Origin of the sequence: Caballeronia sp. S22, assembly GCF_964261745.1 — a bacterium.
Classification (GTDB): Bacteria; Pseudomonadota; Gammaproteobacteria; order Burkholderiales; family Burkholderiaceae; genus Caballeronia; species Caballeronia jiangsuensis.
In genome coordinates this window covers 400260-413934 of the sequence record NZ_OZ180035.1, presented here as the reverse complement: position 1 = coordinate 413934, position 13675 = coordinate 400260, and the positions used below count along the sequence as shown (strand labels likewise).

The following is a 13675-nucleotide window of genomic DNA, read 5'->3' as shown; positions in this document are numbered from 1 at the left end:
GCTTAATGCAACCCGGCGATGTAGTCGGCAACCGCCTTCATCTCCGCTTCGTTCAGGCGCGAGGAAATCTGGTGCATCGGCTCGCTGTTGGCGCGTTGTCCCGATGCGAAGGCGTTCAACTGCGCCACCGTGTAATCGCCCCACTGCCATGACAGCCGCGGATATTGCACCGGGATACCCATGCCGGTCGCGCCGTGGCAAGCGGCGCACGCCGGTACGCCCTTGTCCGCGATGCCGCCGCGGTAGATCTTCTGACCCAGCGTGACGTCGTTCTTGTCGCGCGCGAAGTTGGGCTTGGCCTTCTGCGACGCGAAGTACGCCGCGACGTTCACCATGTCCTGATCCGACAGCGCGCCCGCAATGCCCGCCATGATCGGATTGTTGCGCGCTGGCGCCTTCGCGTCCGGCTGCGTCTTGTAATCCTTCAATTGCTTGACGATGTATTCGGCGTGCTGGCCAGCGAGCTTCGGAAACGCGGCGCCGGCGCTGTTGCCGTCCGCTGCATGACACGCCGCACACACCTGCGTCGCGATGGCCTGGCCGCGCGCCACATCCGGCTTCGCCGCTTGCGCGGGCTCCGCCGCGTTCACTGACATCGATACTGCTAGACCACTCAAACCCGCACCGAAAGCCGCCGCTGCCCGAATCACCACCAGAGACCTGTACAGTCGGTTCATTCGCGTACCCTGTTTTTCGTCTTGTGAGAATGTGAGGTTCTGCAAAAAACGACGGCGACCGATTATCGCCGCAAGATACCCGAACTCACTGAACGAAGAGGCTCAAAAAGTGCCCCGAAAACTGTCTCGCTCCTCTGTGGGTGCCGCCTGCGGCTTGGGTCTTGCGTGCCCGTGCTGGTCTTTAAAAATCCGTCGTATTGTACAATAACCCGCTACACGCAAAGACGCCAGTCGGGGCATGCCCAGTATTTGCCGGGTTCTCAAGGCTTGAAGTTTTCGCAGCTCTTTCGATTGGGCCCGCCATGTCATTTCTGCTTCACCAATCCCGCTTCTTCACGACCGTCAATCATCTCCGCGATCTGCCGCCCACGCCGCAGCCCGAAATCGCGTTCGGGGGACGCTCGAACGCGGGAAAATCGACGGCCATCAATATTCTGTGCAACCAGAAGCGGCTCGCGTTCGCCAGCAAGACGCCGGGACGCACGCAGCATATCAACTATTTCTCGGTCGGGCCGGAAGCCGCGCCGACCGGCTATCTCGTCGATCTTCCGGGTTATGGCTACGCCGAAGTGCCGGGAGCGGCGAAGGAACACTGGCAGCGTCTGCTGTCGACTTATCTCCAAAGTCGCGCGCAACTGCGCGGCATGATCCTGATGATGGATTCGCGCCGCCCGCTGACGGACCTCGATCGCATCATGATCGACTGGTTCGCGCCGACCGGAAAGCCGATTCACACGCTGCTCACGAAATGCGACAAATTGACGCGACAGGAAATGACCAACGCCCTGCGCGCGACGAAGAAATCGCTGGCTGAATACAAGGATGCAGGCTATCGCGGCGAGCTCACCGTGCAGCTCTTCTCCGCACTCAAGCGCACGGGGCTGGAAGAAGCGCACGAGCAGATCGAAAGCTGGCTGATGCCCGGGGAAGCCGGCGAGAACGCGTCAGAAGACGCAGCCGAGTGAGCCATCGCGCGCACGCGCCGGCATGAAAAAAACCCGCCGCATGACGGCGGGTTAACAGCCTAATCGAACATCGACAGGCACCCGCTCAGGGAGGAGAAGCGGGGAGTCCGGCGGCAAGCGCCTCGCTCGATCGGTATGATATACCATTGTCTCAAAACGGTTTCAGACGCGTCCAAGTGCTTGTTCGGCAAGGATTTACGCATTTCTGAAGCCGTTTTCGACCGCCCCGAAGACCACTCCAAATTCGAGTCAAGACATGAGCTTCTATCCCCACCATCGCCCGCGCCGGATGCGCCGCGATGACTTCTCGCGCCGTCTGATGCGCGAAAACCTCCTCACGACCAACGACCTCATTTATCCGGTGTTCATCGTCGAAGGCGCGAATGTGCGGCAAGCGGTGCCGTCGATGCCCGGCGTCGAGCGCACGTCCGTCGATCTGTTGATGAAAGTCGCCGAACAGTGCGTGGAACTGGGCGTGCCGGTGCTGTCGCTGTTTCCGGCGATCGAGCCGTCGCTCAAGACGCCCGATGGCCGCGAAGCCACGAACCCCGAAGGTCTTATTCCGCGCGCCGTGCGCGAGCTGAAAAAGAACTTCCCGATGCTCGGCGTGCTGACCGACGTCGCGCTCGATCCGTACACGAGCCACGGCCAGGATGGCGTGCTCGACGAGGAAGGCTACGTGAAGAACGACGAAACGAGCGAGATCCTCGTCGAGCAGGCGCGCGTGCAGGCCGAAGCGGGCGTGGATATCGTCGCGCCGTCGGACATGATGGACGGCCGCATCGGCGCGATCCGCGAGATGCTCGAAAGCGAGAGCCACATTCACACGCGCATCATGGCGTATGCGGCGAAGTACGCGTCGGCGTTCTACGGTCCGTTCCGCGATGCAGTCGGCTCGGCCGCGAATCTCGGCAAGAGCAACAAGATGACTTACCAGATGGACCCGGCCAACTCCGATGAAGCGATGCGCGAAGTGCGCATGGACATCGAGGAAGGCGCGGACATGGTGATGGTCAAGCCCGGCATGCCGTATCTGGACATCGTGCGCCGCGTGAAGGACGAATTCCGCTTCCCGACGTACGCGTATCAAGTCAGCGGCGAGTACGCGATGATCAAGGCCGCCTCGCAAAACGGCTGGATCGATCACGACAAGGTGATGATGGAAGCGCTGCTCGCGTTCAAGCGTGCGGGCGCGGACGGCGTGCTGACGTACTTTGCGCTGGATGCGGCGCGCATTCTGCGGGCGTCGAAGTAACGCTTCCTGCTGGCGATGTGAAGAGGGCGATGCTCGATGCATCGCCCTTTCTTTTTTATCCGTTCGACGGCCCGACCCGGTCGAGGCTCTTCAGGAAAGTATCGGCCGATTCGTACCCGACCACGCGCGCGACTTCGTTGCCTTGCGCATCGAAGAAGATGATGCCCGGCGGCCCGAAAAGCTTGAAGCGCTTGAGCAGCGCCTGATCGTCGGCGTTGTTGGCGGTCACGTCTGCGCGCAGAAGATTCAGTTGCGCGAGTCGCGCCTGTACGCGGGCGTCGGAGAAAGTCAGCTTCTCCATCTCCTTGCAGGACACGCACCAATCGGCGTAGAAGTCGAGCATCGCAGGACGCGCGGCGGCTTTCACCGCCGAGTCCAGTTCCGCCGACGAACGCACTGGCGCGAACGTCGGTCCTTCCGCTTGCGCATTCGCAGTCGACGACGACGCGCCTCGGGAAGCAAGCACCGCGAGCGGGCGTAGCGGATCCGTGGAACCCGCAGCCAGGCCGACGAGCAATGTCGCCGCCCAGATAGCGAACGCCGCGGCGAGACCGCGTCCGAGTCGCTTCCAGACCCCGACAGCCGGCGATGCGCCCGACGAGAACAATCCGAGCGATGCTGCCGCGATCAACAGCCATAACGCGGCGAACAGCATCTGCGCGACGCCACCGATAACCGGCCACACGATCCACAGCGCGGCCGCGAGCAGGACCACGCCGAAAAACACCTTCACGCCGTCCATCCACGCGCCGGCGCGAGGCAGGATCGATCCCGCGCCCAGGCCGATGATCAAAAGCGGCACGCCAAGTCCGATTCCCATCGCGAAGAGCGCCGCGCCGCCGAGCACGGCGTTGCCGGTATGCGCGATGAACGCGAGCACCGCGAACAGCGGCGCCGTCATGCACGCACCGACGACGAGCGCGGATAACGCGCCCATCACCGCGACCGCAGCGAACTTGCCCCCACTGCGCTTCTGCGAAGCCTCGTTCACCCCGCTTTGCCAGCGTTCAGGCAACTTGATGTCGACGCCCGAAATCAGCGCGACGGCGAACGCCGCGAGCAGCAGACCAAACGCTCCGAGCACCCACGGGTTCTGCAGCCACGCGCCGAGGCTCTGTCCGATCAGCGCAGCAACGATACCGAGGACCGTATAAACGAGCGCCATGCCGATCACATACGAAACCGACAACGCGAATCCGCGCGAACGCGTCACGCGCGAACCCTCGCCGACTATGATCGCGGACAATATCGGGATCATCGGATACGAACACGGCAAAAGGCTCAGCACCATGCCGGCAAGAAAATACATGCCGACGACCGCGAAGAAGCCACCGCCTTCGAGCATGGACTGCGCGTAGTCGGCGCTGGTCGCGCGCTCGAACCATGAACTCCCGGCGTCCGGCCTGACGGTAGTCGACGCGGCGCCCGCCGCTTGCAGCGCGTCGCCCTTCACGCGGTAGGTCTTCTCCATCGGCGGATAGCAGATGCCCTGATCCGCGCATCCCTGCGACGTCACCGCGAGCTCGAATGGCCCCTTCGCCTGCGTGACGGGAATGCGGATGTGCAGCTCGCCGCGATAGGTTTCGACGTCCTTGTTGAACGTCTGATCGAAGTGGACTTTGCCCGCCGGCAGTTGCGCGGCGCCGATGGTCGCATCGCCGCTCTTCACCGCGAATGCGAAGCGCTCACGGTACATGTAGTAGCCGTCGGCGATCTTGTAGCGCACGTCCACTTCGCCGGGCTTTTCCGACGCGCTGAATTTGAATGCGACATCGGGATCGAGGAAATCGTCGGCTGCGCGCGCGGCGCCCGACAGCAGTGCCAACGCTGCGAGAAACAGGAACGCGCCGAAGAATCGCCGCGAGAAAAGACGGGAAAACTCACACATGAAGAGGACGCTGCGTTTCTGCGTTGACCCATTGACCATAGCCCGGCGATGCATTCACCTGCCAGACGAGGATTTCGGGTGTCTCGTACGGATGTCGAGCCTCGACGAAGCGCTGCAATTCTTCGCTGCGCGCGATGCTCGTCTTGAACAACAATTGCACTTCCTGCGACGACTCCAGCACGCTCTTCCAGTGGTACTGCGAGGTCACCGCACCGAGGCTTGTCACGCAGGCGGCGAGCCGCGCGTCCAGCGCCGCTTGCGCGAGCGCATCGGCCGCGGCGGCGTCAGGCAGCGTGGAAAGCATCAAAACGACGGGGACATTCACGCAGATACTCCGGAAAAACGGCAGGCCAATTGCATATCGTAGCATCGGCGACCGACACACACTTTTACGCATCGGCGCGCTGAAACGTCGCAGGCAGAAAGCAAAAAGGCCAAGCTTTGAGCCTGGCCTTTCTGTGAACAACTGGAAACGGAATTTATTCCGCTTCTTGCACTTCTTCCGTCTCTTCAACTTCCGGGCGATCCATCAACTGGACCAGCGCCATCGGAGCGTTGTCGCCGACGCGGAAACCGAACTTCAGGATGCTGAGGTAGCCACCCGGACGGCTCGCGTAACGCGGGCCGAGGACGTCGAACAGCTTCGCGACGGAATCACGATCGCGCAGGCGGTTGAACGCCAGACGGCGGTTCGCGAGCGACGGCTTCTTGCCGAGCGTGATGAGGGGCTCAACGACCTTGCGCAGTTCCTTGGCCTTCGGCAGCGTCGTCTTGATGACTTCGTGCTCGATGAGCGAATTCGACATATTGCGGAGCATTGCCAGACGATGGCTGCTCGTGCGGTTCAGTTTCCGCAGACCATGCTTATGACGCATTTTCAGTTCCTTTAACGAGTTTTGATCCAGCTCTTCTATTGCGCTCTACATCAGCGCACGGGCCGGTCGAAAATAAAGCAAGACGCGGATTTTAAAGCAGAATCCGCGTCTTTGCAAAGCTACGCAGCGACTTCGACTGTTACTTGTCGAGACCAGCCGGCGGCCAGTTTTCGAGCTTCATACCAAGCGTCAGACCACGCGAAGCCAGCACTTCCTTGATTTCGTTCAGCGACTTGCGACCCAGGTTCGGCGTCTTCAGCAGCTCGTTTTCCGTGCGCTGGATCAGATCGCCGATGTAGTAGATGTTCTCGGCCTTAAGGCAGTTCGCTGAACGCACCGTGAGTTCGAGGTCATCCACCGGACGCAGCAGGATCGGATCGATCTGCGGCGCGCGCGACGGCGCTTCCGCCGCCGCTTCCGTGCCTTCGAGCGCTGCGAACACCGACAACTGATCGACCAGAATACGCGCCGACTGACGGATCGCTTCCTCCGGCGAAATCACGCCGTTGGTCTCGATGTTCATCACGAGCTTGTCGAGGTCGGTACGTTGTTCGACACGCGCGCTTTCGACGGCGTAGCTCACGCGGCGAACCGGCGAGAACGACGCATCCAGCACGATGCGGCCGATGATCTTGGCCGAATCTTCACCGTAACGACGCACGTTGCCCGGCACATAGCCGCGGCCCTTTTCGATCTTGATCTGAACGTCGAGCTTACCGCCCTTCGACAGGTGCGCGACCACGTGTTCCGGGTTGATGACCTCGCAGTCGTGCGCGAGTTCGATATCGCCGGCCGTGACGAGTCCTTCGCCTTCCTTGCGCAGCGTCACCGTGACTTCATCGCGGTTGTGCAGCTTGAAAACGACGCCCTTCAGGTTCAACAGCAGGTTGACCACATCCTCTTGCACACCATCGAGCGTCGAATATTCATGCACGACGCCTGCGATCGTCACTTCGGTCGGCGCATAGCCGATCATCGACGACAGCAGCACGCGCCGAAGCGCGTTACCCAAGGTGTGGCCATAGCCGCGTTCGAACGGCTCCATAACCACCTTCGCATGGTTTTCACCAAGCGATTCAACAGCAATGATCTTGGGCTTCAACAAACTGGTTTGCATAGGTTTTCCTTTTCAATACCCTCGGCTCGTTACACCGATAAGGCTGACCGGTAACAACCTGAAAATAAACAGCCGAGGCCACCCCTTGCCACGAGCAATCAGGCTCCCCGGCTGTCAATCCATTACCGCCGCGATTAACGCGAATACAATTCGACGATCAGGCTTTCGTTGATGTCGCCAGCGATATCGCTACGCTCGGGCATCGACTTGAACGTGCCTTCGAATTTCTTCGCGTCGACCGACACCCAGCTCGGCATTCCGCCTTGCTCGGCCAGCGACAGGGCTTCGACGATACGAGCCTGCTTGCGCGATTGCTCGCGCACGGACACGACGTCGCCCGATTTCACCTGCATCGACGGGATGTTCACGACCTGGCCGTTCACAACGATCGACTTGTGGCTCACGAGCTGACGCGCTTCGGCGCGCGTCGAGCCGAAGCCCATGCGATAGACGACGTTGTCGAGACGCGACTCGAGCAACTGCAGCAGGTTTTCGCCCGTCGGGCCCTTGCGGCGGTCGGCTTCAGCGAAGTAGCGGCGGAACTGACGCTCCAGCACACCGTAGATGCGCTTCACTTTCTGCTTCTCGCGCAACTGGGTGCCGTAGTCGGACGTACGCGCGCCCGAGGTGCGGCCGTGTTGGCCGGGCTTGCTGTCGAGCTTGCACTTGTCGGCGAGGGAGCGGCGTGCGCTCTTCAGGAACAGATCAGTGCCTTCACGGCGGGACAGCTTTGCTTTGGGACCGGTATAGCGTGCCACTTTGCATCCTTAAATATTGATCACGCACACTTTCGTCTGCGCTAGTCCGAACCCTTGGGGTCGAACGGTGGGCTTAGTCAAAACTTCATAACGCACGAAACCCGCCGATACTTGCGCATCGACAGGAAACATGCGGTCGCGTCGTCGACTTTAGATACGACGGCGCTTCGGCGGACGGCAGCCGTTGTGCGGGACCGGCGTCACGTCGGAGATCGCGGTGATCTTGATGCCAAGACCATGCAGCGCGCGCACCGCCGATTCACGGCCAGGACCGGGGCCCTTGATCCGCACTTCGAGGTTCTTCACGCCGTATTCCAATGCCACGCGGCCAGCCGATTCGGCTGCGACCTGAGCTGCAAACGGCGTCGATTTACGCGAGCCCTTGAAGCCCTGACCACCCGAGGTCGCCCATGCCAGCGCGTTACCTTGACGGTCAGTGATCGTGATAATGGTGTTGTTGAACGACGCGTGAACGTGAACCACGCCCTCGGCGACGTTCTTCTTGACCTTCTTGCGAACGCGTTGCGCCGCGGAGTTGTTCGAAGCCTTAGCCATTACGTTTTCCTGTAACTGTCAGTTCCGCTTACTTCTTCAGCGATTGCGCTGCACGACGCGGACCCTTGCGCGTACGGGCATTCGTGCGCGTACGCTGGCCACGCAGGGGCAAGCCCTTGCGATGGCGCATGCCGCGGTAGCAACCCAAGTCCATCAGGCGCTTGATATTCATCGTCACTTCACGGCGCAGGTCGCCTTCGACGATGAACTTACCCACTTCGTCACGCAGCTTTTCGAGGTCTGCGTCAGTGAGGTCCTTGACCTTCTTCGAAAATTCCACACCAGCTGCCGTGCAAATGCCGCGGGAACGCGTGCGACCGATGCCGAAGATTGCCGTCAGGCCGATCTCGGTATGCTGGTGATTCGGGATGTTAACCCCTGCGATACGAGCCATTGTTTTTCCTCAAACAAAAAGCGCAAGCAAAAGCGCGGCGTTCAGCCTTGACGCTGTTTGTGGCGCGGATCAGAGCTGCAAATCACGCGCACAACGCCCTTGCGCTTGATGATCTTGCAATTGCGGCAAATGCGCTTAACCGATGCCATCACTTTCATGATATTACCCTTTTTTCAAATCACTTCGCCCGGAACACGATCCGTGCACGAGACAGATCGTAAGGCGTCAATTCAACCGTAACCTTGTCGCCCGGCAGGATGCGGATGTAGTGCATCCGCATCTTTCCGGAAATATGCCCCAGGACGACATGGCCATTTTCCAATTTCACCCGGAAAGTAGCGTTGGGAAGGTTTTCGATGACCTCACCCTGCATCTGGATAACATCGTCTTTGGCCATAGTCCTTATTAACGCGTCGGGACGTTGCCACCCTTGAAGTTTGCCTTCTTGAGCAGCGATTCATATTGTTGCGACATAACGTACGACTGCACCTGAGCCATGAAGTCCATCGTGACGACGACAATGATCAGCAGCGACGTTCCACCAAAATAAAACGGCACGTTCCAGCGCAACACCAGAAACTCAGGCAGCAGGCACACGAATACGATGTAGATCGCACCAGCCAGCGTAAGACGCGTGAGGATGCGGTCGATATATCGTGCAGTCTGATCACCCGGACGGATACCCGGAACGAAAGCACCGCTCTTCTTCAAGTTGTCGGCTGTTTCCCGGCTGTTAAACACCAGTGCGGTGTAAAAGAAGCAGAAGAACACGATCGCCAACGCATACAGCAGGACGTACACGGGTTGACCGGGCTTAAGCGCCTCGGCCACGTTGTGTAGCGTGTTTGCGAACCAGTTGGTCCGCGTACCCGAGCTGAACCAGTTCAGGATGGTTGCCGGGAAGAGGATAATCGACGACGCGAAGATCGGCGGAATCACACCCGACATGTTCAACTTCAGCGGCAGATGAGACGACTGTCCGCCGTAAATCTTGTTACCGACCTGGCGCTTCGCGTAGTTCACGAGGATCTTGCGCTGACCGCGTTCGATGAACACGACCAGATACGTGACCGCCGCGATCAACACGACGATGATGATCGCCGAGATGATGCTCATCGAACCGGTGCGAACCAGCTCGAACAGACCACCGATTGCGTTCGGGAAACCCGCCGCGATACCACCGAAGATGATGATCGAGATGCCGTTGCCGAGACCGCGCTCCGTGATCTGCTCACCAAGCCACATCAGGAACATCGTGCCCGTCACCAGCGTGACGACCGTCGTCAGCCGGAACACCATGCCGGGGTCCAGAACCAGAGCCGGCTGGTTTTCTAGCGCGACCGCGATACCGAACGCCTGGAAGGTCGCCAGAACCACCGTGAAGATACGCGTGTACTGCGTAATCTTCCGCTGTCCCGCTTGCCCTTCCTTCTTCAACGCCTCCATCTGCGGCGACACGATCGACAGCAACTGCATGATGATCGACGCCGAAATGTAGGGCATGATGCCCAGCGCAAAGATCGTGAATCGCGACAGCGCGCCACCCGAGAACATGTTGAACATGCCCAGGATGCCGCCTGACTGGCTTTGGAACAGCTTGGCCAGTTGATCCGGATCGATGCCGGGTACCGGAATATGCGCACCAATGCGGTAGACGATCAACGCCAGCAGCAGGAACACTGCACGCCGACGCAGATCGCCGAATTTCGCCGCGCTTCGACCGGTTTTTGCGAGACTCGGGCTGTTAGCCAAGTACCTTCTCCGATGCTAGTGCTAGTAACGGCGAAAGCGCGTTACTCGGCGAACGAGCCGCCAGCGGCTTCGATTGCCTCACGGGCGCCCTTCGTTGCCGTCAGGCCCTTCACCGTGACCTTGCGCGTAATCTCGCCGGTCTTGATGATCTTTGCGCTCTTGATGAGTTCGCCGACCAGACCTGCTTGCTTCAGCGCCAACAGATCGATTTCGTCGACCGGCAGCTTTTCAAGATCAGACAGGCGCACTTCACCGACGAATTCCTTCGTCAGCGACGTGAAGCCACGCTTCGGCAAACGACGCTGCAGAGGCATCTGACCGCCTTCGAAACCGACTTTGTGAAAGCCGCCCGAACGCGATTTTTGACCCTTGTGGCCGCGGCCAGCGGTCTTGCCGAGGCCCGAACCGATACCGCGACCGACGCGACGCTTAGCGTGCTTCGCGCCTTCTGCCGGCTTCAGGTTATTCAATTCCATGTTCAACTCCTTGGATCCTAGGGTCAGCGCTTAGCCGATGACCTTAACGAGGTACGAGACCTTGTTGATCATCCCGCGCACTGCCGGCGTGTCCTGCAACTCGGAGACCGAGTTGAGGCGGCGCAGGCCGAGGCCACGCACCGTCGCGCGGTGCGTTTCGCGAGTCCCGATCAGGCTCTTGACGAGCTGAACCTTGACAGTTTTATCAGACATGGTGCCCACCTTAGCCCAGAATGTCTTCGACGGACTTCCCACGCTTCGCCGCGATGTCGGCCGGGGTCGACTGCTTGCGCAGACCGTCCAGCGTTGCGCGAACGAGGTTGTACGGGTTCGTCGAACCGTGGCTCTTGGCCACAACGTTTTGCACGCCCATCACGTCGAACACTGCGCGCATCGGGCCGCCAGCGATCACGCCGGTACCGTCCTTCGCCGGAGCGAGGAGAACCGCCGAGGCGCCATGCTTACCGTGCACTTCGTGTTGCAGCGTGCCGTTCTTCAGGGGCACCTTGAACATGTTGCGGCGTGCCTGTTCCATTGCCTTTTGAACAGCAACCGGAACTTCCTTGGCCTTGCCCTTGCCCATGCCGATCCGGCCGTCACCGTCGCCAACCACGGTCAGTGCGGCGAAGCCGAGAATACGGCCACCCTTCACGACCTTGGTCACGCGGTTGACCGAAATCATCTTTTCGCGCAGGCCGTCGTCGCGTTCGTCAGCCTGAACTTTCGCTTGCATCTTTGCCATGACGAATTCTTCCCTTAGAACTTGAGCCCGGCTTCACGCGCCGCATCAGCCAGCGCCTTCACGCGGCCGTGGTAGCGGAAACCCGAGCGGTCAAAGGCGACGGATTCGATGCCGGCAGCCTTGGCCTTTTCGGCGATACGCTTGCCGATCAGGGTCGCAGCGTTGACGTTGCCGCCCTTGCCCGACTTGTCGGCGAGTTCAGCGCGCACTTCAGCTTCGAGCGTCGAGGCGCTTGCCACGACTTTCGTACCGCACGCCGAGAACACTTGCGCGTAGATATGCGTATTCGTGCGATGCACGGCCAGACGCGGAACCTGCAGCTCAGCGATCTTGATACGCGTCTGACGAGCGCGGCGCAGGCGAGATTGAGTCTTATCCATGATTGCGCACCCTTACTTCTTCTTCGTTTCTTTGAGGATCACGACCTCGTCGGAATAGCGCACGCCTTTGCCCTTGTACGGCTCAGGCGGACGATAGCCGCGCACTTCTGCTGCGGTCTGTCCGACTTTCTGCTTGTCGATCCCCTTGATCACGATTTCGGTTTGCGACGGAGTTTCAGCCTTGACGCCTTCCGGCATCTGGTGCACCACGGGGTGCGAGAAACCCAGCGACAGGTTCAGCTTGTCGCCTTGCGCTTGCGCACGGTAACCGACGCCAACCAGCGTCAGCTTGCGCTCGAAACCCTTGGTGACGCCCTGCACCATGTTCGCCACCAAGGCGCGCATCGTGCCGGACATCGCGTTTGCTTCGCGGCTTTCGTCGGCCGGAGCGAGCTTCAACGTGCCGTTGTCGTTCGTCACGGTCACCAGCTTGTTAGCCGGTTGCGAAATCGTGCCGAGCGGGCCCTTAACGGTGATGACGTCGCTCTTGATGGCCACTTCCGCGCCTTGCGGCAGCGCGATCGGGCTTTTACCTACTCGAGACATGTTTCTTCTCCTTAGGCGTTAAGCGACGTAGCAGATGACTTCGCCGCCGACGCCGTTCTGGCGCGCCTTGCGGTCGGTCATCACACCCTTCGGCGTCGACACGATGGCAACGCCGAGGCCGTTCATGACCTGCGGAATGTCGTTGCGACCGCGGTACACGCGCAGGCCAGGCTTCGAAACGCGCTCGAGGCGCTCGATCACCGGACGGCCAGCGTAGTACTTCAACGCGATATTCAATTCGATCTTCGCGCCTTCAGCCTTCACTGCGAAGTCGTCGATATAACCTTCGTCCTTCAAAACCTGCGCAATCGCAACCTTGACTTTCGACGAGGGCATAGTCACCGAAACCTTCTCGACCATCTGCGCGTTGCGGATGCGAGTCAGCATATCGGCGATAGGATCACTCATGCTCATTTATGTTTCTCCTATTACCAGCTCGCCTTGGTCAGGCCAGGGATTTCGCCGCGGAAAGCGATTTCACGAATCTTGCCGCGCGCGAGTCCAAACTTGCGGAACGTACCACGCGGACGACCCGTGATCGCGCAGCGGTTACGCTTGCGAGTGGGGTTCGAGTTACGCGGCAGTTGTTGCAGCGCCAGACGCGCGAAGTAACGCTCTTCGTCCGACTTGCTTGCGTCATCGATCACAGCCTTCAGCTCGGCACGCTTCGGAGCGTACTTAGCTGCCAGGCGCGCGCGCTTCTTTTCACGTTCGATCAGTGCCAGTTTAGCCACGGTAACCTCAGTTTCTGAACGGGAACTTGAAGCCGGCGAGCAGCGCCTTTGCTTCGTCGTCAGTCTTCGCGGTAGTCGTGATGCTGATGTTCAGCCCACGCAGCGCGTCGATCTTGTCGTAGTCGATTTCGGGGAAAATGATCTGCTCTTTCACACCGATGTTGTAGTTGCCACGACCGTCGAATGCACGGCCCGACACGCCACGGAAGTCACGCACACGGGGGAGCGCAACCGTCACGAAACGGTCGAGGAATTCGTACATCGCTTGGCCGCGCAGCGTGACCATCGCGCCGATCGGGTAGCCTTGACGAATCTTGAAGCCTGCGATTGCCTTGCGCGCCTTCGTGATAACCGGCTTCTGGCCAGCGATCTTCGTCAGGTCGCCCACGGCGTTTTCGATGATCTTCTTGTCGGCGACGGCTTCGCCAAGGCCCATGTTCAGGGTGATCTTGGTGATGCGCGGCACTTCCATGACAGACTTGTAGCCGAACTTTTCGACGAGTTGCGGCACAACCTTCTCTTTATAAATCTCTTGCAGACGAGCCATTTTTTAACTCCGCG

Annotated in this window: 21 protein-coding genes; 2 read left to right on the top strand and 19 right to left on the bottom strand. The window is 60.0% G+C overall.

Annotation, left to right across the window (positions count from 1 at the left end):
- Nucleotides 1-2: 2 nt before the first annotated feature.
- A complete protein-coding gene (locus tag ACEN42_RS02005) occupies nt 3-677 on the bottom strand; it encodes a cytochrome c (RefSeq protein ID WP_238217234.1) in 675 nt (224 codons plus the stop codon).
- A 302-nt stretch (nt 678-979) separates the two neighbouring features.
- Here ACEN42_RS02005 and yihA point away from each other — a divergent pair, with 302 nt between their 5' ends.
- Both yihA and hemB read left to right on the top strand, forming a co-directional pair.
- On the top strand, nt 980-1642 hold the full coding sequence (gene yihA / locus ACEN42_RS02000) for a ribosome biogenesis GTP-binding protein YihA/YsxC (protein ID WP_238217236.1): 663 nt from the start codon (nt 980-982) through the stop codon (nt 1640-1642).
- Between the two features lie 256 nt (nt 1643-1898).
- Complete coding sequence (gene hemB / locus ACEN42_RS01995; RefSeq protein ID WP_035506735.1) at nt 1899-2897, top strand: porphobilinogen synthase; 999 nt, start codon at nt 1899-1901, stop codon at nt 2895-2897.
- A gap of 55 nt (nt 2898-2952) precedes the next feature.
- Here the strand turns inward: hemB and dsbD are convergent, their stop codons facing one another.
- The 18 genes from dsbD to rplE form a co-directional block, all read right to left on the bottom strand.
- Nucleotides 2953-4785: a protein-disulfide reductase DsbD gene (dsbD, locus tag ACEN42_RS01990; protein WP_371880511.1), complete on the bottom strand. Its 1833-nt coding sequence runs from the start codon at nt 4783-4785 to the stop codon at nt 2953-2955.
- Nucleotides 4778-5110, bottom strand: a complete 333-nt coding sequence (cutA, locus tag ACEN42_RS01985) for a divalent-cation tolerance protein CutA (protein WP_238217242.1) — start codon at nt 5108-5110, stop codon at nt 4778-4780. Before cutA ends, dsbD begins: the two co-directional genes overlap by 8 nt.
- Nucleotides 5111-5264: 154 nt before the next feature.
- On the bottom strand, nt 5265-5660 hold the full coding sequence (rplQ, locus tag ACEN42_RS01980; protein ID WP_016346459.1) for a 50S ribosomal protein L17: 396 nt from the start codon (nt 5658-5660) through the stop codon (nt 5265-5267).
- 139 nt (nt 5661-5799) lie between these two features.
- Nucleotides 5800-6777 carry a DNA-directed RNA polymerase subunit alpha gene (locus tag ACEN42_RS01975; RefSeq protein ID WP_035506743.1) on the bottom strand — a complete coding sequence of 326 codons (978 nt, stop codon included), beginning with the start codon at nt 6775-6777 and terminating at the stop codon, nt 5800-5802.
- A 134-nt stretch (nt 6778-6911) separates the two neighbouring features.
- Nucleotides 6912-7535: a 30S ribosomal protein S4 gene (gene rpsD / locus ACEN42_RS01970; protein WP_035506745.1), complete on the bottom strand. Its 624-nt coding sequence runs from the start codon at nt 7533-7535 to the stop codon at nt 6912-6914.
- 150 nt (nt 7536-7685) lie between these two features.
- Nucleotides 7686-8090, bottom strand: coding sequence for a 30S ribosomal protein S11 (rpsK, locus tag ACEN42_RS01965; protein ID WP_035506748.1), 405 nt, complete (start codon nt 8088-8090; stop codon nt 7686-7688).
- A 28-nt stretch (nt 8091-8118) separates the two neighbouring features.
- Nucleotides 8119-8484, bottom strand: a complete 366-nt coding sequence (gene rpsM / locus ACEN42_RS01960) for a 30S ribosomal protein S13 (RefSeq protein ID WP_008344037.1) — start codon at nt 8482-8484, stop codon at nt 8119-8121.
- A gap of 41 nt (nt 8485-8525) precedes the next feature.
- Nucleotides 8526-8642 (bottom strand): 50S ribosomal protein L36, encoded by a 117-nt coding sequence (gene rpmJ, locus ACEN42_RS01955; RefSeq protein ID WP_004199844.1) that lies wholly within the window; start codon nt 8640-8642, stop codon nt 8526-8528.
- A 20-nt stretch (nt 8643-8662) separates the two neighbouring features.
- Complete coding sequence (gene infA, locus ACEN42_RS01950; protein WP_004521905.1) at nt 8663-8881, bottom strand: translation initiation factor IF-1; 219 nt, start codon at nt 8879-8881, stop codon at nt 8663-8665.
- Nucleotides 8882-8889: 8 nt separating this feature from the next.
- Nucleotides 8890-10236 carry a preprotein translocase subunit SecY gene (secY, locus tag ACEN42_RS01945; RefSeq protein ID WP_187609326.1) on the bottom strand — a complete coding sequence of 449 codons (1347 nt, stop codon included), beginning with the start codon at nt 10234-10236 and terminating at the stop codon, nt 8890-8892.
- 41 nt (nt 10237-10277) lie between these two features.
- Nucleotides 10278-10712 carry a 50S ribosomal protein L15 gene (gene rplO, locus ACEN42_RS01940; protein WP_035506750.1) on the bottom strand — a complete coding sequence of 145 codons (435 nt, stop codon included), beginning with the start codon at nt 10710-10712 and terminating at the stop codon, nt 10278-10280.
- Between the two features lie 30 nt (nt 10713-10742).
- Nucleotides 10743-10925, bottom strand: coding sequence for a 50S ribosomal protein L30 (gene rpmD, locus ACEN42_RS01935; protein WP_028199571.1), 183 nt, complete (start codon nt 10923-10925; stop codon nt 10743-10745).
- Between the two features lie 10 nt (nt 10926-10935).
- The gene (rpsE, locus tag ACEN42_RS01930) at nt 10936-11454 is read right to left on the bottom strand and encodes a 30S ribosomal protein S5 (RefSeq protein ID WP_008343875.1); all 519 of its coding nucleotides are present in this window, start codon (nt 11452-11454) and stop codon (nt 10936-10938) included.
- Nucleotides 11455-11468: 14 nt separating this feature from the next.
- Complete coding sequence (rplR, locus tag ACEN42_RS01925) at nt 11469-11834, bottom strand: 50S ribosomal protein L18 (protein ID WP_008343872.1); 366 nt, start codon at nt 11832-11834, stop codon at nt 11469-11471.
- A gap of 12 nt (nt 11835-11846) precedes the next feature.
- The gene (gene rplF, locus ACEN42_RS01920) at nt 11847-12380 is read right to left on the bottom strand and encodes a 50S ribosomal protein L6 (protein WP_035506752.1); all 534 of its coding nucleotides are present in this window, start codon (nt 12378-12380) and stop codon (nt 11847-11849) included.
- Nucleotides 12381-12398: 18 nt separating this feature from the next.
- Nucleotides 12399-12794, bottom strand: a complete 396-nt coding sequence (gene rpsH / locus ACEN42_RS01915) for a 30S ribosomal protein S8 (RefSeq protein WP_035506756.1) — start codon at nt 12792-12794, stop codon at nt 12399-12401.
- A 14-nt stretch (nt 12795-12808) separates the two neighbouring features.
- Nucleotides 12809-13114 (bottom strand): 30S ribosomal protein S14, encoded by a 306-nt coding sequence (gene rpsN / locus ACEN42_RS01910; protein WP_016346471.1) that lies wholly within the window; start codon nt 13112-13114, stop codon nt 12809-12811.
- 7 nt (nt 13115-13121) lie between these two features.
- Nucleotides 13122-13661, bottom strand: a complete 540-nt coding sequence (gene rplE / locus ACEN42_RS01905; protein ID WP_016346472.1) for a 50S ribosomal protein L5 — start codon at nt 13659-13661, stop codon at nt 13122-13124.
- Nucleotides 13662-13675 lie beyond the last annotated feature (14 nt).